Origin of the sequence: Sphingobium sp. 3R8, assembly GCF_020166615.1 — a bacterium.
GTDB lineage: Bacteria > Pseudomonadota > Alphaproteobacteria > Sphingomonadales > Sphingomonadaceae > Sphingobium > Sphingobium bisphenolicum.
Genome location: NZ_JAIQXR010000013.1, coordinates 67,490 through 92,997 on the forward strand (window position 1 = coordinate 67,490; position 25,508 = coordinate 92,997).

The 25,508-nt window shown below is 66.0% G+C and carries 24 protein-coding genes and 2 tRNA genes; 12 read left to right on the top strand and 14 right to left on the bottom strand.

Annotated features, from left to right (window positions below; all coding sequences use genetic code 11):
• The first annotated feature begins 43 nt into the window (after positions 1-43).
• Positions 44-2,743: a pyruvate, phosphate dikinase gene (gene ppdK / locus K9B33_RS13570; RefSeq protein WP_224549471.1), complete on the top strand. Its 2,700-nt coding sequence runs from the start codon at positions 44-46 to the stop codon at positions 2,741-2,743.
• A gap of 61 nt (positions 2,744-2,804) precedes the next feature.
• Here ppdK and K9B33_RS13575 read toward each other — a convergent pair whose 3' ends face one another.
• A complete protein-coding gene (locus tag K9B33_RS13575; RefSeq protein WP_224549472.1) occupies positions 2,805-3,284 on the bottom strand; it encodes a hypothetical protein in 480 nt (159 codons plus the stop codon).
• A 113-nt stretch (positions 3,285-3,397) separates the two neighbouring features.
• On the opposite strand from K9B33_RS13575, the gene K9B33_RS13580 reads away from it, so the two are divergent.
• Together K9B33_RS13580 and K9B33_RS13585 are read left to right on the top strand one after the other, a co-directional pair.
• Positions 3,398-3,474, top strand: a tRNA-Arg gene (locus K9B33_RS13580).
• Between the two features lie 57 nt (positions 3,475-3,531).
• Positions 3,532-3,608, top strand: a tRNA-Arg gene (locus K9B33_RS13585).
• A 52-nt stretch (positions 3,609-3,660) separates the two neighbouring features.
• Here K9B33_RS13585 and K9B33_RS13590 read toward each other — a convergent pair.
• The 10 genes from K9B33_RS13590 to K9B33_RS13635 form a co-directional block, all read right to left on the bottom strand.
• Complete coding sequence (locus K9B33_RS13590; RefSeq protein WP_224549473.1) at positions 3,661-5,112, bottom strand: cobyric acid synthase; 1,452 nt, start codon at positions 5,110-5,112, stop codon at positions 3,661-3,663.
• 53 nt (positions 5,113-5,165) lie between these two features.
• Positions 5,166-6,791 carry a pilus assembly protein TadG-related protein gene (locus K9B33_RS13595; protein ID WP_224549474.1) on the bottom strand — a complete coding sequence of 542 codons (1,626 nt, stop codon included), beginning with the start codon at positions 6,789-6,791 and terminating at the stop codon, positions 5,166-5,168.
• Positions 6,788-7,237 (bottom strand): TadE/TadG family type IV pilus assembly protein, encoded by a 450-nt coding sequence (locus K9B33_RS13600; protein ID WP_224549475.1) that lies wholly within the window; start codon positions 7,235-7,237, stop codon positions 6,788-6,790. The genes K9B33_RS13595 and K9B33_RS13600 overlap by 4 nt, the downstream gene beginning before the upstream one ends.
• A gap of 170 nt (positions 7,238-7,407) precedes the next feature.
• Positions 7,408-8,292: a PAS domain-containing protein gene (locus tag K9B33_RS13605; RefSeq protein ID WP_224549476.1), complete on the bottom strand. Its 885-nt coding sequence runs from the start codon at positions 8,290-8,292 to the stop codon at positions 7,408-7,410.
• Positions 8,293-8,435: 143 nt separating this feature from the next.
• Positions 8,436-8,651, bottom strand: a complete 216-nt coding sequence (locus tag K9B33_RS13610; RefSeq protein WP_224549477.1) for a hypothetical protein — start codon at positions 8,649-8,651, stop codon at positions 8,436-8,438.
• A 29-nt stretch (positions 8,652-8,680) separates the two neighbouring features.
• On the bottom strand, positions 8,681-9,964 hold the full coding sequence (locus K9B33_RS13615) for an N-succinylarginine dihydrolase (RefSeq protein ID WP_224549478.1): 1,284 nt from the start codon (positions 9,962-9,964) through the stop codon (positions 8,681-8,683).
• Positions 9,961-10,980: an arginine N-succinyltransferase gene (locus tag K9B33_RS13620; RefSeq protein ID WP_224549480.1), complete on the bottom strand. Its 1,020-nt coding sequence runs from the start codon at positions 10,978-10,980 to the stop codon at positions 9,961-9,963. The genes K9B33_RS13615 and K9B33_RS13620 overlap by 4 nt, the downstream gene beginning before the upstream one ends.
• Positions 10,977-12,221 (bottom strand): hydrolase, encoded by a 1,245-nt coding sequence (locus K9B33_RS13625; protein ID WP_224549482.1) that lies wholly within the window; start codon positions 12,219-12,221, stop codon positions 10,977-10,979. The genes K9B33_RS13620 and K9B33_RS13625 overlap by 4 nt, the downstream gene beginning before the upstream one ends.
• A gap of 59 nt (positions 12,222-12,280) precedes the next feature.
• Positions 12,281-13,189, bottom strand: a complete 909-nt coding sequence (locus K9B33_RS13630) for a YdiY family protein (RefSeq protein ID WP_224549484.1) — start codon at positions 13,187-13,189, stop codon at positions 12,281-12,283.
• 55 nt (positions 13,190-13,244) lie between these two features.
• Positions 13,245-13,730, bottom strand: coding sequence for an RNA pyrophosphohydrolase (locus tag K9B33_RS13635; protein ID WP_224549486.1), 486 nt, complete (start codon positions 13,728-13,730; stop codon positions 13,245-13,247).
• A 232-nt stretch (positions 13,731-13,962) separates the two neighbouring features.
• Between K9B33_RS13635 and K9B33_RS13640 the strand changes: the two genes are divergently transcribed.
• Both K9B33_RS13640 and K9B33_RS13645 read left to right on the top strand, forming a co-directional pair.
• Positions 13,963-15,339, top strand: coding sequence for a cryptochrome/photolyase family protein (locus K9B33_RS13640; RefSeq protein ID WP_224549487.1), 1,377 nt, complete (start codon positions 13,963-13,965; stop codon positions 15,337-15,339).
• 36 nt (positions 15,340-15,375) lie between these two features.
• On the top strand, positions 15,376-16,641 hold the full coding sequence (locus tag K9B33_RS13645; protein WP_224549489.1) for an SAM-dependent methyltransferase: 1,266 nt from the start codon (positions 15,376-15,378) through the stop codon (positions 16,639-16,641).
• Between the two features lie 3 nt (positions 16,642-16,644).
• On the opposite strand, the gene K9B33_RS13650 is transcribed toward K9B33_RS13645, so the two are convergent.
• The 3 genes from K9B33_RS13650 to chrA form a co-directional block, all read right to left on the bottom strand.
• A complete protein-coding gene (locus tag K9B33_RS13650) occupies positions 16,645-17,367 on the bottom strand; it encodes an SDR family NAD(P)-dependent oxidoreductase (RefSeq protein WP_224549491.1) in 723 nt (240 codons plus the stop codon).
• 85 nt (positions 17,368-17,452) lie between these two features.
• Positions 17,453-18,913 carry an amidophosphoribosyltransferase gene (gene purF / locus K9B33_RS13655; protein ID WP_224549494.1) on the bottom strand — a complete coding sequence of 487 codons (1,461 nt, stop codon included), beginning with the start codon at positions 18,911-18,913 and terminating at the stop codon, positions 17,453-17,455.
• 165 nt (positions 18,914-19,078) lie between these two features.
• The gene (gene chrA, locus K9B33_RS13660) at positions 19,079-20,275 is read right to left on the bottom strand and encodes a chromate efflux transporter (protein WP_224549496.1); all 1,197 of its coding nucleotides are present in this window, start codon (positions 20,273-20,275) and stop codon (positions 19,079-19,081) included.
• Between the two features lie 224 nt (positions 20,276-20,499).
• Between chrA and ccmC the strand changes: the two genes are divergently transcribed.
• The 7 genes from ccmC (at position 20,500) to K9B33_RS13690 (ending at position 25,463) form a co-directional block, all read left to right on the top strand.
• Positions 20,500-21,225: a heme ABC transporter permease CcmC gene (gene ccmC, locus K9B33_RS13665; protein WP_224549498.1), complete on the top strand. Its 726-nt coding sequence runs from the start codon at positions 20,500-20,502 to the stop codon at positions 21,223-21,225.
• 17 nt (positions 21,226-21,242) lie between these two features.
• Positions 21,243-21,374 carry a hypothetical protein gene (locus tag K9B33_RS23070; RefSeq protein ID WP_261934714.1) on the top strand — a complete coding sequence of 44 codons (132 nt, stop codon included), beginning with the start codon at positions 21,243-21,245 and terminating at the stop codon, positions 21,372-21,374.
• Positions 21,371-21,817 (top strand): cytochrome c maturation protein CcmE, encoded by a 447-nt coding sequence (ccmE, locus tag K9B33_RS13670; protein WP_224549500.1) that lies wholly within the window; start codon positions 21,371-21,373, stop codon positions 21,815-21,817. Before K9B33_RS23070 ends, ccmE begins: the two co-directional genes overlap by 4 nt.
• Before the next feature lie 130 nt (positions 21,818-21,947).
• Positions 21,948-23,876: a heme lyase CcmF/NrfE family subunit gene (locus K9B33_RS13675; RefSeq protein WP_224549501.1), complete on the top strand. Its 1,929-nt coding sequence runs from the start codon at positions 21,948-21,950 to the stop codon at positions 23,874-23,876.
• Complete coding sequence (locus K9B33_RS13680; protein WP_224549502.1) at positions 23,873-24,400, top strand: redoxin family protein; 528 nt, start codon at positions 23,873-23,875, stop codon at positions 24,398-24,400. Before K9B33_RS13675 ends, K9B33_RS13680 begins: the two co-directional genes overlap by 4 nt.
• On the top strand, positions 24,397-24,822 hold the full coding sequence (locus K9B33_RS13685; protein ID WP_224549503.1) for a cytochrome c-type biogenesis protein CcmH: 426 nt from the start codon (positions 24,397-24,399) through the stop codon (positions 24,820-24,822). The genes K9B33_RS13680 and K9B33_RS13685 overlap by 4 nt, the downstream gene beginning before the upstream one ends.
• Positions 24,819-25,463, top strand: coding sequence for a tetratricopeptide repeat protein (locus K9B33_RS13690; RefSeq protein WP_224549504.1), 645 nt, complete (start codon positions 24,819-24,821; stop codon positions 25,461-25,463). Before K9B33_RS13685 ends, K9B33_RS13690 begins: the two co-directional genes overlap by 4 nt.
• Positions 25,464-25,508: the final 45 nt, after the last annotated feature.

Sequence of the window (25,508 nt, forward strand, 5' to 3'; positions counted from 1 at the left end):
CGCACAATATTCACGGCAATCAGTGCAGGGAGAGCCGGATCACATGGTTACGACGGAAGAGGCCATCATGAACAGCACCGCGACGCGCTATGTCTATCGTTTCGGCGGCGGTGTCGATGATGGCGGGCAGGGCGACCGCAACCTGCTGGGCGGCAAGGGCGCCAATCTGGACGGCATGGCCGCGATCGGCCTGCCGGTGCCGCCGGGCTTCACCATCACCACGGAAATGTGCACCCGCTATTATGTCGATGGCGGCAAATATCCCGAAAGCCTGACGCCGGAAGTCGCTGGCGGCATCGCCCATATCGAGGGGATCACGGGCAAGCGTTTCGGCAATGCAGCCGATCCGCTGCTGGTGTCGGTCCGTTCGGGCGCACGCGCGTCGATGCCGGGCATGATGGATACGGTGCTTAACCTGGGCCTCAACGACGAGACCGTCATCGGCCTGGCGACGACCAGCGGCGACGAGCGCTTCGCCTGGGACAGCTATCGCCGCTTCATCCAGATGTATTCGGACGTGGTGCTGGAACTGGACCATGGCGCGTTCGAGGAAGCGCTGGAGATCGCCAAGGAAGACCAGGGTTACAGCCTGGACACCGAGATGACGGCCGCCGACTGGAAGGCGCTGGTCGCCGAATATAAGGCGCTGGTGCTCAAGCTGTGGAACAAGCCCTTCCCGCAGGATGTGCATGACCAGTTGTGGGGCGCGATTTCGGCCGTGTTCGGTTCCTGGCAGTCGGAGCGCGCGAAGGTCTATCGCCGCCTCAACAACATTCCCGGCGAATGGGGCACCGCCGTCAACGTGCAGGCGATGGTGTTCGGCAATATGGGCGAAACCTCGGCGACGGGCGTGGCGTTCACCCGTGATCCGTCGACCGGCGAGAACGCCTATTATGGCGAATATCTGATCAACGCGCAGGGCGAGGACGTGGTCGCGGGCATCCGCACCCCGCAATATCTGACGCTGGCCGCGCGCGAGCGGGCCGGGGCCAAGCCGCTGTCGATGGAAGAGGCGATGCCGGAGACCTATGCCGAACTGGCGAACGTCTTCCAGATCCTGGAAACCCATTATCGCGACATGCAGGACATCGAATTCACGGTGCAGCAGGGCAAGTTGTGGATGCTGCAGACCCGGTCGGGCAAGCGCACCGCCAAGGCCGCGCTGAAAATGGCCGTGGATATGGCGCATGAAGGGCTGATCACCGAAGAAGAGGCGGTCGCCCGCGTCGATCCCGCCGCGCTCGATCAGCTCCTCCATCCCACGCTCGACCCCGAAGCGCCGCGCGATGTGCTGACCAAGGGCCTGCCCGCGTCGCCGGGTGCGGCCAGCGGCCTGATCGTGTTCGACGCCGACACCGCCGAGCGCCGCGCCGAACTGGGCGACGCCGTCATCCTGGTGCGCGTCGAAACCAGCCCGGAAGATATTCACGGTATGCATGCGGCCAAGGGCATCCTGACCGCGCGCGGCGGCATGACGTCGCACGCGGCCGTGGTGGCGCGCGGCATGGGTCGTCCCTGCGTGTCCGGCGCTGGCGGCATTTCGATCGACGGCAAGACCAAGATCCTGCGCGTCGGCGGCCGCGAGCTGAAGGAAGGCGACATCCTGACCATCGACGGGTCGACCGGCGAAGTGATGGCGGGCGAAGTGCCGACCGTGCAGCCCGAACTGGCGGGCGATTTCGGTACGCTGATGGTGTGGGCGGACAAGGTCCGTCGCCTGAAGGTGCGCGCCAACGCGGAAACGCCGCAGGACTGCAAGGTCGCGCGCGAATTCGGCGCTGAGGGCGTGGGGCTGTGCCGGACCGAGCATATGTTCTTCGACGCGGCGCGCATCACCGCGGTGCGCGAGATGATCCTGGCCGACAGCGAGAAGGGCCGCCGCGTCGCGCTCGACAAGCTGCTGCCGGAACAGCGCGACGATTTCGCGCAGATTTTCATGGTGATGGCGGGCCTGCCCGTCACCATCCGCCTGCTCGATCCGCCGCTGCACGAATTCCTGCCCCATGGCGAAGCGGAGTTCGAGGAAGTGGCCAAGGGCGCGGGCGTCAGTGTCGATACGCTCAAGCGCCGCGCGGCGGAACTGCATGAATTCAACCCGATGCTGGGCCATCGCGGTTGCCGCCTGGGCGTGACCTATCCCGAAATCTACGAGATGCAGGCGCGCGCGATCTTCGAAGCCGCGCTGATCGTCAAGGCACGGGGCGGCGAAGCGCCGATCCCCGAAGTGATGATCCCGCTGGTCGCGACCGCCAAGGAGCTGGAACTGATGAAGGCGATCGTCGATCGCGTCGCAGCCGAAGTGTTCGAAGAGCAGGGCGAGCGCGTCGACTATCTGGTCGGCACCATGATCGAACTGCCGCGCGCGGCGCTCAAGGCGGGCGAGATCGCCGAAGTCGGCGAATTCTTCTCCTTTGGGACCAACGACCTGACCCAGACGACGATCGGCATCAGCCGCGACGATGCGGGCCGCTTCCTGACGCAATATGTGGACAAGGGCATCTTCGCCCGCGATCCCTTCGTCAGCATCGACGTGGAAGGCGTGGGCGAACTGATCGAACTGGCGGCGGAGCGCGGTCGCAAGACCCGTCCGGACATTAAGCTCGGCATTTGCGGCGAACATGGCGGCGATCCGGCCTCGATCGCCTTCTGCGAAGCGACGGGCCTCGACTATGTGTCGGCGTCGCCCTATCGCGTGCCGATCGCCCGACTGGCCGCAGCGCAGGCGGCGCTCGCCCGGAAGTGACGGCAAAAAGGGCGGGGCATCAACCCCGCCCTTTTTCTTTGGGCTGATGCTGTGGGCAGGCTCAGCCGAACAGGCCGCGCTTGTGGCCCTTCTCCAGCTCGCTGGCCTGCTTGCGCCAGTCTTCATGCGCGATGGTGCCCGGTTTCAGGCCCAGTCGCGCCTCCAAGGTCGCTTCCTGCTCGGCATTGAGCGCGGCGATCTGGCCATAGCGATGATAGCCGGCTTCGTTCAGCGACAGTTCCTGAGCCTGACTCACGCCGCTGATCCTGCTCAGATCGTCGCGGCCATGGACTGCGCCCGCGACCGCCGTCGCCGTGCCAGCGCCGATCGGTCCCGCCGACTGGCGCTCCAGCTCCGCGATCCGGGCATGGGAGGCCTCTATGCGGGCGTCCCGCTCCTTGATCGCGCTGCGATGCACCGCTTGTTCGTCCTGCCACAGCCGCCGATATTTGCCGCGACCGCTCATCATCAGACCCAGCAGCCAGCCGATGACCAGCACCACCAGCAGCAACGCAACCTCGTTCAGATTGAAGCTCATCATGGCGTCCTCCTGCCGCATTGAACGAGGGACGGTGGATAAAAGTTGCCAGGCCATAAAAGTGCAAAAAAGGGGCTTGCCCAATCGGCCAAGCGCTTCTATCTGCGCGTCTCCACGCACCCATAGCTCAGCTGGATAGAGCATCAGACTACGAATCTGAGGGTCGGGCGTTCGAATCGCTCTGGGTGCACCATTTTTTCGAAGGGCTTTTGGTCCGGGCTTACAGCCGCGGTCCGTTCGTCTTTCCTGCGCACCCATAGCTCAGCTGGATAGAGCATCAGACTACGAATCTGAGGGTCGGGCGTTCGAATCGCTCTGGGTGCACCATCATTAGATCGAATAAAGAGGCGGCGTCTGGCCGCCTTTTTTGCGTTCAGCGTCAGGCGGTCGCCAGCGCCACCATGGCGTCGATATCGACATGGCTTTCCAGCAGCGCGGCCACCTCGTCCAGCGCGTCCTCGACCGACTGGTCATAGTCCCGTCCCGCCGATCCGCCGCCCAGCCGCCGCAACAACGCATCGCGTAGCGCCGTGCTGCCGAGCAGGCCATGGACATAGCTGCCCATCACCCGCCCGTCGCGGCTGATCGCCCCGTCCGGGCGCGCGCCGTCGATCAGGGCGAAGGGGCGGGCACAGTCCGGACCGTCGGTGACGCCCATATGCATTTCATAGCCGGTAAAATCGGCGTCGAGCGCGCGGCCGCGCACCTGCTCCAGCGTCTTTGCCCCGGACAGGCGCGTGTCGATATCGAGCAGCCCCAGCCCTGCGACCGATCCCGCCGGCCCCTCCAGCCCTTCGGGATCGGCGATGGTCCAGCCCAGCATCTGATAGCCGCCGCACAGGCCCAGCACCGCGCCGCCGCGCCGGTGATGGGCGCGAATGTCGATGTCCCACCCTTGCGCGACCATGGCGTGCATGTCCGCGACCGTCGCCTTCGATCCGGGCAGGATCACCAGCGCGGCGTCGCCGGGGATGGGTTGTCCCGGCCCGATCATGCGCAGGTCGACGGTCGGCTCCAGCTTGAGCGGATCGAGATCGTCGAAATTCGAGATGCGCGGCAACACCGGGCAAGCGACGACCAGCGGCGCGGCGGTCGAGAAGGTCCGACGTTCCAGCACCACCGCATCTTCGCTTGGCAATCGCGCGACGGCGTCGAGCCAGGGCACCACACCAAAGCCGCGCCAGCCCGACAGCGCTTCGATCTGGGCATAGCCATCCTCGAACAGCGCCGGGTCGCCCCGGAATTTGTTGATGAGGAAGCCGCGGATCATCGCCGCATCGTCGGGATCAATGACCGCGTGGGTGCCGACCACAGCCGCGATCACGCCGCCCCGGTCGATATCGCCCACCAGGATTACCGGCACGTCGGCGGCGCGGGCGAAACCCATATTGGCGATATCGCCGGCGCGCAGGTTGATCTCGGCCGGCGATCCCGCGCCTTCGACCACGACGATGTCGCATTGGCCGCGCAGCCGTTCGAAGCTTTCCAGCACGGCGCCCAGCAACGGCCCGCGCGCGCTGCGGAAATTGCCCGATCCCAGCGCGCCGCGCACCTGACCATGAACGATCAGTTGCGACGTTCGATCGGCCTGCGGCTTGAGCAGCACCGGGTTCATATCGGTATGGGGGGCGACGCCGCAGGCGATCGCCTGCAACGCCTGCGCCCGGCCGATCTCCCCGCCGTCGCTGGTGACGGCGGCGTTGTTGGACATATTCTGCGGCTTGAACGGGCGCACCCGATAGCCCCGGCGCGCCAGCGCGCGGCACAGCCCCGCCACCAGCACCGACTTGCCGACGTCCGATCCGGTTCCCTGCAACATGATAGCGCCCATGGCCTGCTCCTGACGGTGCAGCGCGGGCATGGCAAGGGGGATCAAGGCACGGATCAGGCGACGATGGCCGCCATGCCGCAGCGGCGCTGATGGACGCGCACCTCCGCCGACCCCACCCGGACGCCCAGCGTGGCCGTGACGCTGTTGAGGATGCCGTCCAGCAGTGGTGCGGTGGTGCCCAGCACCGCGCCGACCAATGGGCTGAGCGGGCTGTTGCCGATGGTTATGCCTAGAAGCGACACCTGTATCTGGGTCTGGCCTGCCAGGCTGGCGGCGATGCCCTGCGTCAGATCCTGCGTGCTGACGGTCTTGGCCTGCTGCGCGCTGATCTCCGACGGCGAGAAATGGACGCTATGGGTCTGGGTGCCGCCCAGGCTGATATTGGCATAGCCGGTGACGCGCGTACCGAGCGTCTGCGCCAGCACGGCGGCGCGCGGGTTGGCGGGGACCGAAAAATTGGTCAGCGCACTCATATCGACATCGCCCAGCACCGCGGTCCCGACCGACGGCGTGACCGCTAGGGTGACGCCGCCATCGCTGCCGCACTGGATATCCGACAGGCGCGCCTCCGCCGCCGCCAGTTCGACATAGAGCGGCACTCGTACGGAGGCGATGCCGGACAGCGCGGTGGCGACGGAGCTTTCCAGATAGATGCGGGTCTGGGCGGTGCGCAGCACTACGTCGCGCTTGGCGGTGATGCTCATCAGCGGCGAGCGGGCCTGTCCCTCGCCCGTCACCAGCATCAGCCGCGTGCTGCTGAGGCCCGGCACGGTGACGCGCAGGTCCATCGGGATTGTCGTCCCCGATGGCGGGCTGAGCACCATGCGCAGCATGGAGAAGGCGTCGAGCAGGATATTGGGTTGTCCGGTGGCATTGGCGGCGCCCCGCATCGGACCGAGGTCGACAATGTCGCTGAGACGGACGGAGCGGCCCGGAATGCGGCTGGACAGCGCCAGCAGGGTCGTGGCGGCGGGGCTGGCCCCGGCGCTGTCGGCCATCGCGCCGAGCAGGTCGGACAAGGGGATTTCCCTGTCGAACAGCGCCCCATAGGCTTCGCCGTCGCGCCCGGTCCGTACGCGCAGGGCATCGGCCATGTGCAGCAGGTCGAGATTGGCGCTGGCCAGCCCGTTATAATCCATCACCGACAGGTTGAGTTCGGTGCCCGCAAGATTGGACAGCAGCATGTTGGGCAGTCCGCCGCTGAGCGAAGCAAGGCCGGTGCCGAGCGAGAAGGCGGCGGCGTCGGTGCGGGCGGCGGTGGCGCGGGCGCTGAGGTCGATGCCGTCCCGGCCGACCAGCAGGCGGGCGAAGAAGAGAGGCGCGCGGCGGCGCACCTCCACCCGCATGGCGCCGCCATTGGCATCGCCTGCTCGGAAGCGCTGGTCCATCGGAAGGGAGGCGTCGGCGGAATAGCTGCCGGTGTCGAAGGTCGCGAGGGCCGCGCCGTTGATCCCGCTGCGCCCGACCAGTTGTTCGGCGGCGGTGCGGCCGCCATCGGCAGCGGCCAGCGCGGCGGCGTCCGCTACGCCCTGCAACTGGCGGCGAGCCAGATAGACCGATCCCAGATCGACAGCGACGGTGGCGGCGCCCGCCAGCATGAACAGCGATCCGGCCAGGATGAACGTCACGCCGCCACGCCGGTCCCGCGCCAGCGCCCGGCCGAAGCGCGCGCCGATCATTGGCTGGCGATCCGCACGACGGCGCTGCGTTCCAGCACGTTGCCCGGCATCGGGAAGGGCATGGCCGAGAACAAGGGCGCGCTGGCGAGACTGTAGCGCAGCGTCACCGTATAATAGCCGCTGCTTTCGCCGGTACTGACGCCGATCGTCTGGGCGGCGGGGGCGGGGAAGGCGGCGCGCGCGGCAACGACGCTCTGGTCGACCAGCGTGCGGCGTTCGGTCGCGTTCAGCCCGGCCACCGACGCGCGGGCGGCATCATTGGCGGCCTGCTGCAGGCTATGGGCGGTCATGAACCAGCTGCCATAGGCCAATATCCCCATCAGCAGCAGGATGAGCAGCGGCAGGGCGAAGGCCGCTTCGATCAGGCTGCTGCCGGCCTGATGGCGCAGCAGCGCGACCAACGGTCGACGCGATCGGGTGAAGGAGCAGGCGCTATCGTAAGACATGAGAGCGATGCTACGGCGCGCGGTTCAATATCGCGTATGCTTCGCCTGTCGGGCATTTGGCGGGTTTTACATAGTGGAAACGAGCGCCCGGCAGGCAAAAACTGGCCTTCTCCGCAAAAGTTGCGCACGCCCACCGGACATCATCCGATATGGACGTTGTTGTCGCGCATTCAGGCGGCGGTCGTGGGAGTAATGACGATTACGGCGCCCTCCGTACCGTAAATGCCGTGCAGCCGGGCGATCGCTGCGTCGATCGGCGCCAGCGAACCGTCGTTGGTCAGCAATTGGGTGGCGAACCGCATGTCGCCTTCGCCACGCAGCACGCGTTCCATCTGCTCGCGGAAGTGGGGGCGAGCGGGCAGCGCGACCAGGTCGGCGACCGGCACGTCCGACAGCCGATCGGCGGTCAGGCCGACCATCGCGCAAAAGCTGTCGTTCACGACATCGATGAAGCCGCGCATCGACACCCGGACATAGCCGACCCCGCCATGCACCCCCATTGCCTTGAGGATCGCCGATTTGACGTCGGCCAGCCGGTGGCGCTGCATGTCGGCGGTGATGTCCCGCAGCAGCAGGCCGACGCCGCCGGCGAAGGGGAAGGTCTGGACATGCAGCCAGACGTCACCGCGAAAGGGGGAGGGGATATCGGCCGCGCTCGCCTCGCCCGAAGCCAGGCTGTGGCGGATATGCGCCTCCGTCAGCGTGCCGGCCAGTTCGGGAAAGGCGTCCCACAGCGACTGATCCTCCAGACGCCGGTCCCATCGCCTGGCCATCGCGAGCGCCACCCCATTGACATAATCGATGGTCAGGTCGGCGCGGCACAGGATCAGCCCCTGATGCATCCGCGCGGCGAGTTCGAAAGTGCGGTCGGGCGCGACCGCGCCATCGTCGCCGACCGTCATCGTGCGAAAGCGGTCCAGCCCGATGAAGACATGGGTTTCGCGGCCATGATGGGTGACCATCACCGGCTCATGCGATCCGACCTCGCGCCAATGGGCGAAATTGCGCACCAGTTCGGCGGCGGGCACGCTGCGCCTGCGTCGATCGTCCAGCATCCTGTCGGCACTCCATCATCAGTGATGGAGGCAGGATAAGTCAGGGAAGGCTGTCATGCTGGTCGAGTTCGATCCGTTTCGGAACGAGGGCGGGCGCCAGAGTTCCGAGTCAGCAGGTGATTCCGCCGGCTTGGAAAAAGGCTCTATATCCCGCGCTGATAGTCCAGCGCGTCGATGATCTTGCCGCCCGCCATGAAGACGGCGCCCGAACAGGCGAGCGCCAGCAGATGGCCGCCGGCGCCTGGATATTGCTGCATGTAGACATGGCCGCGCTCGGCTGCGCCCAGCGCGAGCGCATAGATCACCAGAAACGCCTCGAACTTGGTCTTGATGATGAAGAGGCGCTTGATCCGTTCCATGTCGATTCCATCCGGCGTTGCCCACGCCGTCAGGGTGAAAGATCGCCCGACAGCTGCAAATGGTCAACAAGCGTTAACCATGATTGCTCGATCCGGGCAATCAGCCGTGTGTCGCTCAAATCCTCGGGCGCGATCGATTCTGGCCAATATTGGGACACGATCCGCGCAATATTATCCAGCCGCGCTTCGTCCACCAGGAAGCGGGGATCGATATCGACAGGATCGGCAACGACGCGCAGCCGCAGGCAGGCGGGGCCGCCGCCATTGGCCATGGACTGGCGCACGTCGACCGGGATGAGGCGGCGGATCGGGCCATTGCCGGCGATCATCTGCTCCAGCCAGTTCCAGACCGCGGGCGTCTGCTGCGCCTCGGTCGGCAGCACCAGCGCCATGCCTGTCCCGAGCGAAGTCGAGGGGCCGCTGTCGGGCAGGGTGACGAGCTGGGCATTGAAGAGATAGGATGTGATCGCATCGGCCAGGCTGACCGCGCAGGCAGGCACCTCCACGATCTCGACACAGGGCAGGGCGGCCCGCAGATCGGCGTAGAAGGCCTGTTTGTCGGCGAACGCCTGTTCGTGGGTGAAGAGCACCCGCTCGTTCGCCACCGCGACGACGTCATTGTGGAAGGCGCCCGCGGCGATCGCGGCTTCGGACTGCTCGACGAACAGCGTGCGCGCCGGATCGAGGCCATGGATGCGGGCGACCGCCTTGCTCGCCTCCATATGCTGGCGGGCGGGGAAAGCGCCGCCCGACCGGCCATAGACGAACACTTCCACGCCCGGCTGGTCGTGGCGTTCCGCCAGACGCATATGATTGGCTGCGCCCTCGTCGCCAAAGGGGGCGGGGATGGGATCATGGACGGCAAAGGCGCGGGTGTCGGAAAAGGCGATGCGGAGCTGCGCCAGCGTCTGCGGCCATTCATGGCTGCGATGCGGCATGGTGACGAGATTGGCGACGGTCAGGTGCGTCCGCCCGTCCGCCGTATCGCTGGCGGGTGAGATGGTTGCGGCGTTGGCGGCCCACATGGAGGAAGCGGACATGGCCGCCGCGCGAATATGCGGATCGGCGTCGCCGACATCGGTGCCCAGCTTCGTCAGCCAGGCGACGTCGGGCCGCCATTGCGGCAGGAAGATGCCCTGAGCCAGGCCGAGGCGGATATTGCCACGCATCTTCTCCAGCCCCTGGAGCGCCGCCGCGCGGGGATGCGCCACTGCGCCGGCGTTGCGCGCGGAAGCGAGATTGCCGAGGCTGAGGCCCGCATAATTGTGGCTGGGACCGATGATCCCGTCGAAATTGATTTCCCTGACGCTCATGCCCGCCCTGCCATGGTGAAGGAACCGCCGGTTTCGAGGCCGAGCCGTGCCGCGCTGGCCGCGTCGAGCGACACCGCGCCGCTGTCATCTTGCTGCACGAAGCCCCAGGTGCAGCGATAATCGGCCAGCTTGCCGGTTGCGATCAGCATCTTGTCCCCGCCCTTTTCATGGGTGGCGGACAAAGTTACGTCTCGCGCCGCGGCGATCGTCTTCAACTGGTCGATCTGGCCGACCATGGTCGGGCCGCCGTCGAAGATATCGACATAGCCGGCATTGTCGAACCCCTCCGTCTCCAGCATCCGCATCGCCGCGCGGCCATTGGGGTGGGGCAGGCCGATGACGGCGCGGGCGCTGTCGGTCAGCATCGCGGTATAGATGGGGGTCTTGGGCATCAGGTCGGCGATGAACTGGTTGCCGTTCACCGCGTTGAATTCGTCCGCCTCCTGGAAATTCATGCCGAAGAAACGCCCGGCCAGACCGTCCCAGAAGGGCGATCCGCCCGCTTCATCAATGACGCCACGCAGTTCGGCCAGCACCTTGTCGCCGAAGCGGCTGCGGTGGGCGCGGATGTAGAGATAGCGGCTGCGCGCCAGCAAAAGCCCCAGCCCCTCGGCGCGCTCACGCGGGTGGAGGAACAGGCCGCCGACCTCGGCCGACCCTTCCAGATCGGTGGTGAGCGAGAGCATTTGCGCGCGAAAAGTGCGGCCCAGTTCGCGGCTATGCTGGGTCAGCACGCCCAGACGATAGCTGTAGAAGGGCCAGCTCTGGCCCACGGTGGAAAAGATCTGACAGGTGCCGCGCACTTGGCCCGTCTCGACATTTTCCAGCACCATGACGATCAGTTCGTCCTCGATACCCTCGTCCTGCCGTGCGAGCGCCTGTTCGGTGCGCTCCAGCTTGGCGGACAGCGCGGTGCGATCGGGCGGCAGGTTGGTGAAGCCGCCGCCGGTCAGCTTCGCCATTTCGTAGAGCGTCTGCAAATCGTCGGCGCGCGCGATGCGCATGATGAAGCTCAAGCGGTGATCCCCTCTTTTTTATATCGATCCAGGTCGAACCGGCCCCGGGCGATCCGCCACAGCGCCAGCGCCGACAATTGCGCGCGTTCGGGCAGGCTGTCGGTAAGCAGAAATTCGGCGTCGCTATGGATGCTGCCGCCGCGCACGCCCATCGTATCGACCACCGGCACGCCACAGGCCGCGATATTATTGCCGTCGCACACGCCCCCGGTATCGCGCCAGCCGATGTCGAGGCCCAGTTCAGCGCCGCATTGCCGCACCAGCCCGAACAGTGCCTGCGCCTTGGCGTCCATCGGCTTGGGCGGCCGGCCGAAGCTGCCGTGCAGATGCAGGCTGACGTCATGGTCGCGCGCGACATCGACCATGGACCGGTCGATCAGGGCGCGGGCGGCGATCTCGTCCTGCGGCGTGCGCGGCCGGAAATTGACCCGCAGCACGGCATGGTCGGGCACGACATTGTTCGGGCTGCCGCCGTCGATCCTGGCGGGGTTGCAGGAAAATCCTGCACCGCTCCCGGCCTTCAGCCGTAGCGCCAGGTCGGCGGCGGCGAGCAGGGCGTTGCGGCCGTCATCGGGATTGCGGCCAGCATGGGCACTTCGGCCCGTCACGATGATGGAGAAATTGCCGCTCCCCGCGCGCGCGCCGGCCAGCGTGCCGTCGGGCAGGGCGGACGGCTCGTAAGTGAAGGCTGCCAGCTTGCCTGCCGCCATCTCCCGCAACAGCGCCGCGGATGACGCGCTGCCGACTTCCTCGTCGCTGTTGATCACCACGTCATAGCCCAGTGTGGCGATCGCGTCCGATCCTTCGATGGCGTTGAGCGCCGCGAGCATGACCGCGAGCCCGCCCTTCATGTCGGCAACGCCGGGACCGTTGAGGATGCCCGGCTCCAGCCAGCGCTGCTGCTGGAAGGGGTGATCTATGGGGAACACCGTGTCCATATGCCCGGTGAGGAGCAGCCGGATGGGCGCTTCGGGACGGACTGACAGATGGAGATGGCGGCCATGTTCGATGGTTTGGACGCGCCCGTCCGGCGACACGCTCTCCACCGGCGCGGGATCGACCAGGCGGATCGTGCCGGGCAGCGTGGAAAAGGCCTCGACCAGCACTGCGGCCATGCGGGCGAGGCCATCCAGATTGCGCGATCCGCTGTTGATCGCCGCCCAAGCCCGCGTCTGCGCGAGCATCGGCGCGGCCGCAGCGCGGTCAAGCAGCCTCCGTTCCTGCGATGAAAAATCCGTCATCCGCCCTGATCTATCAGAGCGCCGCGCGCGCCTCCACCCCCGCAATAAAATTGCGTGGTTCAGAAATCATAGGTCAGGGTCAGGCGGCTCAGGGTGTCGAGGTCGCGGCTGGACAGCAATGTCTCGGATTCATACTGGATATTGTAGGAGAAAGCGGCCGACAGCCGTGTGCTGACCTTGGTTTCTACCGAGGACAGGGCGTTGAGCGTATAGACGTCGCTTTCGGCATAGCCCGATGCGGTTTGTTTGAACGTCACCGTCGGCGTGGCGCGCCAGGCCAGCGCCATGGAACCGCGGACGCCCAGTTTCGTCTCACGTTCGCCGATCAGATATTTGGCGTGGCGAATGGACGGACCGATATCGGCCGACAGATCGACCGGCTTGCTGACGATCAGCTTATAGCCGACGCCGACCGAGGCGGTGTAGCGTTGGTCATAGCCGATCGAGGTGTCGCGTTCGAACTGGGCGAGGCCGTAGGCGAAGCCGCGCGGATCGAATTCATATTTGGGTTCGTAGCCGGCGAAATAGCGTTCGCGCGACGTGACACCATTGGCGCGGCGATAATCGGCGGCGGCGGTCAGCTTGTGCGACCATTGCAATCCGGCGCGAGTCGCCGTCGCGGATACGCTGATCCCGAGTTCGCTGGTCGAGCCTGTGGAACGGAAACCGCCTGCCTCGACCCGGCCGGTCCACAATTCGGTGAAGTGCGCTTCGCGAATCACCGTGTCGTGGGTCGCCTTGGTCCGCTCCTTCCAGCTGTTGACCATGCGCTGGATTTCGTCGGCGGAGGCCGGGTTGGTCTGTTTGGCGATCTTGGAAATGGTGGCGATTTCGGTTTCGTTGCCGTTGGCGATCGCAGCTTCCATCATTTCGCGGACGGCCGGCGGCAGCAGCGCCGATTCGGCCGCGCGCGCCGTGGCGGGCAGGGCGACGATCAGCAACGACAGGGGGATAAGACGAGCATACATCGCCCCGTCATAGCCAACCGACCGGGGATTTTAAGCCCCCAAACGCCTACCCCCGTCAGATAAGCGCCCGGAACTCCTGCAATATGTCGCGATACAGTTTGCGCTTGAACGGCACGATCAGGTCGGGCAGCGTTTCGGGCGACGTCCATTTCCATTCCCGGAATTCCGGGTCCTTGGTCTGGATATCGATGTCGCTGTCCAGGCCGACGAAGCGGGCCAGATACCAATATTGGCGCTGGCCGCGATATTTGCCACCCCACAGCTTGCCGACCAGTTCGGGCGGCAGATCGTAGAAATGCTCGTCCTTCGCCTTGGCGATGATTTCGACCAGATCGGGGCGGATGCCGGTTTCTTCCTGCAGTTCGCGCAGCGCGGCCGCCCTGGCATCCTCGCCTTCATCGATGCCGCCCTGTGGCATCTGCCACGCCTCGACCACATTATCGAGCCGCTGGCCGACGAACACCTTGCCGTCCATGTTCACCAGCATGATCCCGACGCAGGGCCGGTATGGCAATAAATTTTCATTCGGCATCGAAGCCATGTCATCCCCAAAAATTCCGGTTCCCGACGTCCTTGCCGCCTAAAGATCGTCATCGGCGTCGCTACACGACGCGGGGGCCAGAATAGGCAGGGCGGGGCTCCGCGTCCATCGGCCGAATCATCCACCTGTCGATTTGCGGCGACGCGATGGCCGGATCAATCGACGGGACGGCGAAGGCAATATGCCCCAAGGGCCGCTTGGAACCGGCGGCGGAGGGGCGCATTGCCCCGGCATGTCCGATCCCCTTCTCCTTTGGTTTCGTCAGGATCTCCGCCTGTCCGATCAGGCCGCCCTGGCCGCCGCTGTCAGCGAAGGGCCGGTGATTCCGGTCTATGTCCTTGATGATGAAGGTCCGCGTCAATGGGCGATGGGCGGCGCGGCGCGCTGGTGGCTGCACCATAGCCTCGCGCGGCTGGACGAAAGCCTGCGGGGCAAGGGATCGCGCCTGATCCTGCGTCGCGGGCGCAGCGCGGAGGTGCTGGCGGCATTGGCGAAGGAAGTCGGGGCGTCCCGGGTCCATGCGCTGCATCACTACGAACCCTGGTGGCGCAACGCGGAAAAGGCGGTGGCCAAGACGCTCGACCTGAGCCTGCATGACGGCGGCCTGCTCTTGCCGCCGGGCGCGGTGCGGACCGGGGCGGGCGGCATGTATCGCATCTACACGCCCTTTTCGCGCGCCGTTATGGAGCATATGCCGCCCGCCGCGCCGCATCCCGCGCCGCACCGGATCGATGGACCCGCGCACTGGCCGCACGGCGATTCGCTGGACGATTGGGCCTTGCTGCCGACCAGGCCGGACTGGGCGCAGAGTTTCGGGGCGGACTGGACGCCGGGCGAGCAGGGCGCGCGCGCCAATGTGGCGCATTTCATGGACGAGGTTGGCGATTATCCGACCGCGCGGAATCTGCCGTCGATCGAAGGAACGTCGCGCCTGTCGCCGCATCTGCATTTCGGGGAAGTGTCGCCCGCCTATGTCTGGCACCGGGTCGAATCTTCAGGCCATGATGCAACGATCTTCCTCAAGGAGTTGATCTGGCGTGATTATGCACATGTCCAGATTTGCGGCTTGCCCGTTTATGGGTCCGAAAATGCGCGATCCAATTTCGATGCGCTGCTCTGGCGCGACCTTCGGGAAGCACGGACCGATTTCGCCGCATGGAAGACGGGCAGGACCGGCTATCCGATCGTGGACGCCGGTATGCGGCAGCTTTGGACGACGGGCTGGATGCATAACCGGGTGCGCATGATCGCCGCCAGCTTCCTGATAAAGCACCTGCTGATCGATTGGCGGCATGGCGCGCGCTGGTTCTGGGATACGCTGGTCGATGCCGATTACGCCAATAACAGCGTCAATTGGCAATGGGTCGCGGGCAGCGGCGTCGACGCCAATCTGTTCACGCGAATCATGGCGCCGCTGACCCAGTCGGACAAGTTCGACGCGGCCGATTATATCCGGTCATGGGTGCCGGAACTGGCGGACCTGCCCGACGCAGCAATTCACGATCCAGATGCCCATGGCGCACGACCGGCCGCCTATCCGGCGAAGATCATTGGCCATCGTGAGGGGCGAGAACGCGCTCTGACCGCCTATCGTCGCATCAAGGGGTGATTGCAGCCGCGACCGGCTTGCGGCAGGATTGGCGTCATGAACGCCATCACTCCCCGGCGCGGCCGGCGCGCGCTATCGGTCAAACATCCGCCGCGATCCGGCGCCCCCAGCCGGACGTCCCGCGCGCTGGCGCCCCTGTTCCATCGCCTGCTCGACCGGATCGACCAGGGCCTGGAAGAAGGCGGGCTGGAAGCGTCGCTGCCCGACGGTACGCGCCGCCTGCTGGGCGGTCGGGCGCCGGGGCCGCAGTGCGAGGTGGATTTGCGCTCCTGGCGCGCGCTGATGCGGCTGGCCGTGGGCGGATCGGCCGGCTGGTATCGCGCCTGGGCGGCGGGGGAATGGGCCAGCCCCGACCCGGTGCCGCTCTTCGCCCTGTTCATGCGCAATGCGGCGGCGCTGGGTCAGGCCGCGCGGCCGCGCGGTCCGGGGCGCTGGATCGGGCGCGCGACGCACTGGCTGCGGCGCAACAGCCGGGCGGGATCGCGGCACAATATCGCCTATCACTATGATCTGGGGAATGATTTCTACCGGCTCTGGCTGGATGAAAATATGCATTATTCCAGTGCCTTGTTCCTCAATGCTGACGACAGGATCGAAAGTCTGGAACAGGGGCAACAGCGCAAGGTCGATGCGATCCTGGACCGGCTGGACCTGACGGACGGCGCGTCGCTGCTGGAGATCGGCTGCGGCTGGGGTGGGCTGGCCGAGCAGGCGATGGAGCGGTGCGCGGTCGCCTATAGCGGACTGACCCTGTCGACCGAGCAGGCCGACTATGCCCGCGATCGGCTGGGGTCGGGCGCGCAGATTTTGCTGACCGACTATCGCGACGCGCAAGGGCAATATGAGGCCATCGCCAGCGTGGAGATGGTGGAAGCGGTCGGCCAGGCCTATTGGCCCGACTATCTGGCCGCGATCCATCGCCTGCTCAAGCCAGGGGGCAAGGCGGCGATTCAGTATATATTGATCGATGACGCGATTTTCGAACGCTATGCCCGGGGCGCCGACTTCATCCAGGCCTATATTTTCCCCGGCGGGATGCTGATGTCGGACAGCCGCTTTCGCGCGCTGGCCGAGCGACAGGGGCTGGAATGGCGCGACGTGCGTCGCTTCGGCCCGGATTACGCCGAAACGCTGCGCCGCTGGCGCGAGCGGTTCGACCGGGCGATCGACGAAGGCCAGTTGCCCGCCAGTTTCGACCAGCATTTCGTGGCCTTGTGGCGCTATTATCTGATGTATTGCGAAGGCGGCTTTCGCGGCGGCGGCATCGATGTGGCGCAGGTGACGCTGGTCAAACCGGCGTAACCGTCAGCCTTCGACTCGTATCCTGTGGCCGGTCGGCGCATCGGACGCGACCAGATCGACGATCGCGCTGGCGACGGCTTCCGGCCCCTTGAGGCTCGCCGGATCTTCGCCGGGGAAGGCGCGGGCGCGCATCGCCGTGCGGGTCGCGCCGGGATCGACGATATGGGTGCGGATGGCGGAGATATTCTTCATCTCCTCACCATAGGCGCCGACCAGCGTTTCCAGCGCCGCCTTCGACGCGCCATAGGCGCCCCAATAGGCGCGCGGCGCCACGACCGAGGAGGTCAACGCCACCACCCGCGCGTCGCCGCTGGCGCGCAGCATAGGGTCGAAAGCGGCGATGAGCGCTTGAGGCGCGGCGATGTTGAGCGTCAGCAGCCGCGCAAATTCCTTCGCGTCGATCGCCGGAACCGATGCCAGCGCGCCCAGCGTCGCGGCGTTCAGCACCAATATGTCGAGCGCCTGCCAGCGTCCGCCGATCGCCTGCGCCAGCCGGCCAATGCTCTCGCCATCGGTCAGGTCGAGCGGCGCGATCGTCGCATGGCCGCCGGCCTTGTGGATGCGATCCTCCACCTCTTCCAGCCCGCCGCTGGTCCGCGCGGTCAGCACGACATGCGCGCCCGCGGCGGCGAGCGCTTCGGCCGTGGCGGCGCCGATGCCGCGGCTCGCCCCGGTGACGAGCGCCAATTTGCCGGAAAGTGGGCCAGAAAGGGGATGCTCGGACATGATGTTCCTCTCGTCCCGACCGCAATCGGAACCGCATGAAGGATGAAAGGGAGTGGGCGGCCCGGTCAGGAACCGCCCAGGGCCGTCAGACCACGCGCTCGGCGAGCAGTTCCAGCTGGTTGGTCACCACTACGTCATCCTGATCGGTGAGCGTCGTGGGATAATCGCCGGTGAAGCAGGCGTCGCAATATTGCGGGCGGATGTCGGCGCGCTTGGCTTCGCCCAATGCCTTATAGAGGCCGTCGATCGAAATGAAGGACAGGCTGTCGGCATGGATGAAATCCTGCATCCCGCCCACGTCCAGCTTGTGCGCCAACAGCTTGGTGCGTTCGGGCGTATCGACGCCGTAGAAGCAGCTATGCTTGGTCGGCGGGCTGGCGATCCGCATATGGACCTCCGCCGCGCCGGCTTCGCGCATCATCTGCACGATTTTGAGGCTGGTCGTGCCACGCACGATCGAATCGTCGATCAGCACGATCCGCTTGCCCTCGATCAGCGCACGGTTGGCGTTGTGCTTGAGCTTCACGCCCAGATGGCGGACCTTGTCGCCCGGCTGGATGAAGGTGCGGCCGATATAGTGCGAGCGGATGATGCCCAGCTCGAACGGGATGCCCGATTGCTGGGCATAGCCGATCGCCGCGGGCACGCCGCTGTCGGGCACCGGGATGACATAGTCCGCCTCGACCGGATTCTCGATCGCCAGTTGCGCGCCGATCGCCTTGCGGACCGAATAGACGCTGGAGCCATCGACGATCGAATCGGGGCGGCTGAAATAGACATGTTCGAAGATGCAGGGACGCGGATGCGTGTCGCCGAAGGGGCGATGCGACCGGATCTGTCCGTCATTGGTGACGATGACCAGTTCGCCCGGATCGATGGTGCGGACATAGTCGGCGCCTACCACATCGAGCGCAACCGTTTCCGACGCGAAGATCGTGGTTTCGCCCAGATTGCCCATCACCAGCGGGCGAATGCCCAGCGGGTCGCGGCAGGCAATCATGCCTTCGGGCGTCATGACGATCAGCGAATAGGCGCCCTCGACCTGCTTCAACGCATCGATGAACTTGTCGAGCAGGGTGCGATAGCTGGACGTCGCCACCAGATGGATGATGACTTCGGTGTCGGAGGTCGACTGGAAGATCGAGCCACGGCGAATCAGTTCGCGGCGCAGCTTCATCGCGTTGGAGATATTGCCATTATGGGCAATGGCGAAGCCGCCCGAGTTCAGTTCCGCATAGAGCGGCTGCACGTTGCGCAGCGACGTTTCGCCGGTGGTGGAGTAGCGTACATGGCCACAGGCGGTATCGCCGGGCAGGCCGCGAATCACTTCGTCCCGGTCGAAATTCCCAGCCACATGCCCCATCGCCCGGTGGGTATGGAAATCATGCCCGTCCCAGCTTGTGATGCCCGCGGCTTCCTGCCCGCGATGTTGCAGGGCGTGAAGGCCAAGCGCGACGATGGCAGACGCTGTTTCCGCGCGGGAAACACCGAAAATGCCACATTCCTCGCGCAACTTGTCGTCGTCGAAGGGGTTTGTCGTAATCATGGGTGCGAGCGGTTCCATAGCCGTTCCTGACAGGCCCACAGGGCCGTCCTTGGGCGCGCATATAGGGACTTCCGCCCGCTTTGTCGCCCTCCTGTCATAAAAAAGCGCAACGAAACGTTCCGTTTCCCGGATTTGCGTCGTTGAAACGCTGAAATGGCGTCCCGGTCAGAAGTGAAACAGCCATCCCGCGATGGCGCCGCCAGCGACGACCGCTGGCGTGACCCATGCCCCTTTCACGCGCCACACAAGAACCAGGGCGACGCCGGCCAGGGCCATGGCCGCCCAGACATGATCGACCCGCATCGCCGTCGCCTGGGCCAACTGGATGAAGGTGGCGGCGATGATGCCGACGACCGCGGCCGCGACGCCTGTGAGGCCATGATGGAGCGCCGGGTTGGCGATCACTGCTTCAAGCCGCTCGAAAAAGACGAGCGAGAAGGCGAACGCGGGCAGGAACATGCCCAGGGTGATGACCAGCGCGCCGGCAGGGCCGCCCACGATATAGCCGGTAAAGGTGGCGAATATCACGAGCGGCGCGGGCAGAACGCCCGCCAGCGCGATACCGTCGAGAAATGCGCCATCACTGATCCAGCCGCGGCCGACCGTGTCGGCGCGGACATAGGGAATGGCGGTGTACGCGCCGCCGAACGTCAGCAGGCCGCCCTTGAGGCCCGCCACGAACAGCATGGGCAGCGTTACCGCCGCATGGGCGATGGCTTGCGGGCGAAGCTGTTCCGATCCGCCCACAGGCAGCAGCGCCACGGCGAGGATGACGGGCGTCAGCAGGATGGCGATAGCCAGAATCGGGCGATGCGCGAAGGCATAGGCGATACCGCCGCTGGCCAGCGGAACGTAGAAGGGCACGCCGAGCAGCGGGGATGCGAGGCCGACAAGGGCGATGCAGAGCAGCAGCCCATCTTCGACCACATGCTGGCCGATCCGCACGACGGCCCGCAGGATGATCGCCAGCACGACGATCTGCACGCCCAGCAAGAGGCCCGCGAGGCCGATATTGCCTTCGATCCATCGCGTATAGGCCGCGCCGGCCGCCAGCATCAGCACCAGTCCCGGCACCATGAAGCCCAGGCCGGCCACGATGCCGCCGGCGCGACCGCGCGCGACCATGCCCAGATGGACGCATAATTCATGGGCTTCGGGACCGGGCAATATCTGCAGCACGGCCAGCAGCCGGTTGAACCGGCCCGGCGCGATCCAGCGTTCCTGTTCGACCAGCGCCTTGCGCAACATGGCGATCTGGGCGACCGGGCCGCCGAAGGCGAGGAGGCCGAACCCCAGGAATTTCAGGAACAGCGCCCACAGGCTGAGCCGTGGCGGCCCAAAAGCATCGATCTTATCATTCATCCCACGCCCCTTCGCGCCGCACATGCGGCGAATGGAGCGGACTTGGGCGACGATCGCCTGGCCGGGCGTCCGCATCGGCCCGGTTCATCCTCTATCGGCGAGCCACATGGCGGATGTCAACGCGTTCGCACCGGCCGGAATCGGCTCACGCGATTCGTTCATAGGCTATCGGCAAAATGCCCTACTGGCGTTGCCTTGCGCGCGCGGCTAAAGACGCAGCCCTGATGCATCGTTTCGCCAATCCCGCCCGCTTCCTGAAGATCGCGCGTCCGTTGACGGGCTGGCTGTTCTGGCCCGGCCTGCTGCTGCTGCTCGTCGGCTCCGCCTGCGGGCTGTTCCTGACCCCGGCCGACTATCTGCAGGGGCAGACGGTGCGCATTCTCTATATCCATGTGCCGGCGGCCTGGCTCGGCATGGGCGGCTGGAGCGGGATCGCCATCGCCGCGCTGATGCAGCTTGTCTGGAAGCATCCGCTCGCCGCCGTCGCCGGGCGCGCCATCGCCGCGCCGGGCGCGCTGTTCACCGCCATCTGCCTGATGACCGGCGCCATCTGGGGTCGCCCGACCTGGGGCACCTGGTGGGAATGGGACGGGCGGATGACGTCGATGCTGGTCCTCTTCTTCCTGTATCTCGGCTATATCGCGCTGGGCAATGCGAGCGCCCGGCAGGCGCAGCAGGGCGGCGTCAGCAATGTGACCGCCATTTTCGGGCTGGTTGGCGCGATCAACATTCCGATCATCAACCGGTCGGTGGTGTGGTGGAACAGCCTGCATCAGGGACCGTCCATCACCCTGCGCGGGTCGAGCATCGACGGATCTTTGCTCTGGCCGCTGGGACTGACATTGCTGGGCTTCACCCTGCTGTTCGGCGCGATCGTGCTGATGCGGATGCGGGCGATCCTGGCGCAGAACAAGGTCGAGGCGCGGATGCAACGCCTGGCGCGTGGATAGAGCAAGAGGGTGGGGCGATGAACCAATGGGCTTTCGTGATCGCCGCCTATGCGGTGACGCTGGCGGGTACGGCGATCGTCAGCCTGGCGAGCTGGCGCGCTATGCGCAGGGCTGAAACGCGGGCCGACCAGATTGCGGATCGGACATGAAGGCGAAACATCAACGACTGATCCTGGCGCTCGCGGCGCTGGTGGCGCTGGTGGGGGCGGGGCTGCTGGCGGCCTCCGCACTCAAGGATGAGGCTGCCTATTTCTACGCGCCCAACGACGTCAAGACCAAGGGCGTCGAACCGGGCAAGCCCATCCGCCTGGGCGGTATGGTGGTCAAGGGGAGCCTGAAGCGCGCGGCCGACGGCGTCACCATTCATTTCGATGTGAGCGACGGCAAGGCGACCGTCCCGGCGACCTTCAGCGGCATCGCGCCCGACCTGTTCAAGGAAGGCAGCGGCGTCGTGGCCGAAGGATCGTTCAACGGCCAAGGCATGTTCGTCGCCACCAACCTGCTCGCCAAGCATGACGAACGTTACATGCCCCGCGAACTGGAAGGCATGAGCTATAATGAGAGCACGCACGAGATGAAGGTGGAGCGGTGATTACCAACCGACATCTCCCTCATCGTCACCCTGAACTCGTTTCAGGGTCCATCGATCGGCAATGCCCTTCGCTCTCGGTTCCGGGATGGATGCTGAAACAAGGTCAGCATGACGTTGAGGCAATAGGAGCATGATCGCCGAAACCGGCCTCGCCGCGCTTTGGCTCGCCGCCGCGCTGGCGCTGCTTCAGCTTGTTCTTGCCTTCGCCGGTCTCAAGGGCGGAAAGACGGAACTCCTTGCTGCCGTTCGCCCCGCCGCCGTGGCGCAGGGCATGCTGACCGCGATAGCCTTCGCCGCGCTCATCACCCTGTTCATGCGGTCCGACATGTCGGTATTGCTGGTCGTCACAAACAGCCATTCGATGAAGCCATGGCTGTATAAATTCGCGGGCACTTGGGGCAATCATGAAGGCTCGATGCTGCTGTGGGTGACGGTGATGGGCGTGGCGGGCGCTGCCGTCGCCCTGTTCGAGCGCGCGCTGCAGCGCAACGCCCATATGGCGACGCTGGGCGGACAGGCGGCGATCTCGCTGGGTTTCTATGCCTTCCTGCTCTTCTCCTCCAACCCCTTCGCGCGGATCGATCCGGCGCCGGCGGACGGGCAGGGCTTGAACCCGCTGCTGCAAGACCCCGGCCTCGCTTTCCATCCACCGACCCTCTATCTCGGCTATGTCGGCCTGTCGGTCGCCTTCTCATTCGCCATCGGCGCGCTGCTGACGCGGCAGGTTGATGCGGCCTTTGCCCGCGCCATGCGCCCATGGGTGCTGGCGGCCTGGGTGTTGTTGACCCTGGGCATCACAGCGGGCAGCTATTGGGCCTATTATGAGCTGGGCTGGGGCGGCTGGTGGTTCTGGGACCCGGTCGAGAATGCGTCGCTCATGCCGTGGCTCGCGGCGACGGCGCTGCTCCACAGCGTCACCGTGCTGGCGACCCGCGACGCCCTGCGCGCCTGGACGGTGATGCTGGCGGTGGTCGCCTTCTCCATGTCGATGGTCGGCACCTTCCTGGTGCGTTCCGGCATCTTGACCAGCGTCCATGCCTTCGCCGTCGATCCGACGCGGGGCAGTTTCATCCTTGGCCTGCTCGCGCTCTATATCGGCGGCGCGCTGGCTTTGTTCGGCTGGCGGATCGGATCGGTACGCGAAGGCGCGCCGTTCGAACTGGTCAGCCGCGAAACCATGCTGGTGGTCAACAACCTGTTGCTGACGGTCATATTGGGCCTCGTCCTGATCGGCACGCTCTATCCGCTGATGACCGAAGCCTTCGGGCATAAAGTATCGGTCGGCGCGCCCTATTTCGACCGCATCGCCGGGCCGATCGCGCTGGCGCTGATGGTGGCGATGGCGGCGGGACCGCTTACACGGTGGCGCAAGGACCGGGCGCAGGCTGTTGGAAAACGTTTGCTGGTTCCGTTGGGCATCGCGTTGCTGGTCTCCATCTCGCTGTCTTTGTTCGCCTGGGGCCGCATCGGCATCCTGCCTTTCCTGGGTCTCGTGATCGCGGTCGCGGTCGGCGTCGGCAGCCTTGCCCCGCTGTGGAAGCGCAAGCTCTTGCGCACCCCGCTCTTCACCTATGGCATGGTCGTCGCTCATCTGGGCTGCGCGGTCAGCCTGGCCGGTATGGCCTGCGATTCGGCCTTCACGGTCGAAAAGCTGGTGGCCGCCCGTCCCGGCGACGTGATCCAGACCGCCGGCTGGTCGCTGCGCTTCCGCCAGATCATACCGATCGCGGGCGATAACTGGACCGCGTTGCAGGCGGATATGGATGCCAGCCGCGGCGGGTCTTCGGTGCTGATCCGTCCGCAATCGCGCTTCTTCGCCTCGCCCCCGACCAGCACCAGCGAAGCGGCGTTGCTGACCCGCTGGGACGGCCAGCTTTACGTCGTGCTGGGCGAAGAAGTGGAGGGCGGCCGTTGGCAGTTGCGCATCTGGTGGAAGCCCTTCGTCACGCTCATCTGGCTGGGCGGCGTCATGATCGCGCTGGGCGGCGCGCTGGCGCTGGTCGGGCGCGAGCGGCGCGGCTGGTTGATGAAATGGCGGGCGCGGGAGGCGCGGCTATGAGGAAGCTGCTCATCTGGTTGCCGCTGCTGTTGTGCCTGGCCTTTGTCGGCCTGTTCGCCAGCGGCCTGTTCAAGCCAGACGATCGCGTCATCCATTCGCGCCTGGTCGGCCAGCTCCTGCCGGCCTTCAGCCTGCCCGCGGCCGCCAGCGATCGTCCGGCGTTGGCGAGCACTCAACTCGCCACAGGCAAACCCCGGCTGCTCAACATTTTCGCGAGCTGGTGCGTCCCCTGCGCCGCCGAAGCGCCGCAACTCGAAGCGCTCCAGAAGGCCGGAGCGCAGATCGACGCCATCGCCATCCGCGACGCTCGCCCGGATGTGGACGCCTTCCTCAAACGCAACGGCAATCCCTATGCCCGCATCGGCCTGGACGCGCGCAGCGCGGTGCAGATGGCGCTCGGTTCGTCCGGCGTCCCGGAAACCTTCGTGATCGATGGCAAGGGACGCATCGCTTATCAGCATATCGGCGACATCCGTGCCGACGACGTACCCATGATCCTTGAAAAGCTGAGGGCCGCGCAATGAGGCTGATCCTAGCCCTGCTGCTGGCGCTGGTTTCCCTGCCGCTGTTTGGCACGCTGCTCAGCGCCCAGACCGCGCTGCCGCCGGCGCCCTATGCCGACCGGCAGATCGCCGACCCGGCGTTGGAGCGCAAGGCGAAGGCGCTGATGGAGACCATCCGCTGCCTGACCTGCCAGAGCCAGTCGATCGCCGATTCGGGAGCCAGCATGGCGGGCGACATGCGATCGCAGATTCGCGAACGGATCATGGCGGGCGAGCAGCCCGAAGCGATCCGAAGCTGGCTGATCGCCCGCTATGGCGACTGGGTCAGCTATGAACCCACCGCCGCGCCGATCCTCTGGCCACTCTGGGCCGCGCCGGTGCTGCTGCTGGGCCTGGGCCTGCTGCTGCTGCGCGGCCGGATCAAGCGGAGGAACCGGGCATGACCGGCTGGTTCATCGCGGTCGGCCTTGCCGTTGTCGCCTTTGGCGCCTTACTGTTGCTCGGCCGGATTCCGCGATCGGCGCGGGAGATCAGCGCGGCGGCCCTGCTGCTGGGGCTGGCTGGCTATGCCTGGCAGGGCAATCCGGGCCTGGCCGGCGCGCCGCGCGTAAGTAGGGAAAATGCGGGCGACAAGTTCGACGAGAAGCTGGCGCAGCAGCGCCGCGGGCTTGCCGAACGCTATGGTCCGGCTGGGCAATGGCTCATGCTATCCGATGGTCTGGGCCGGCAGGGCAAGACGCGGGAAGCCGCCAATATCCTGCTGGCGGGCCTGCGCGCGACCCCCGACGATCCCAATCTCTGGCTGGGGCTGGGCAATGCCCTGGTGGCCCATGCCGACGGCGTGGTCTCACCCGGCGCGGACTTCGCCTATCGCCGCGCGCTGACGCTCGACCCGGAGGGGCCAGCGCCCCGCTATTTTTACGGTCTCGCCCTGGCCCGCAACGGCCAGTTGCAGGCGGCGCGCGACCTGTGGGCGTCACTGGCGGCCAGCGCCCCGGCCGGTAGCCAGGTGAAGGCGGAACTGGACGCCAATATCGCGCGTATCGACTCCATGCTGGCTGCAGACGCCCCGGTGGGGCCATGATGCAGTGCAGCGTTCGCATTGCGCGCTTCCTGGAGCCGTGATAGG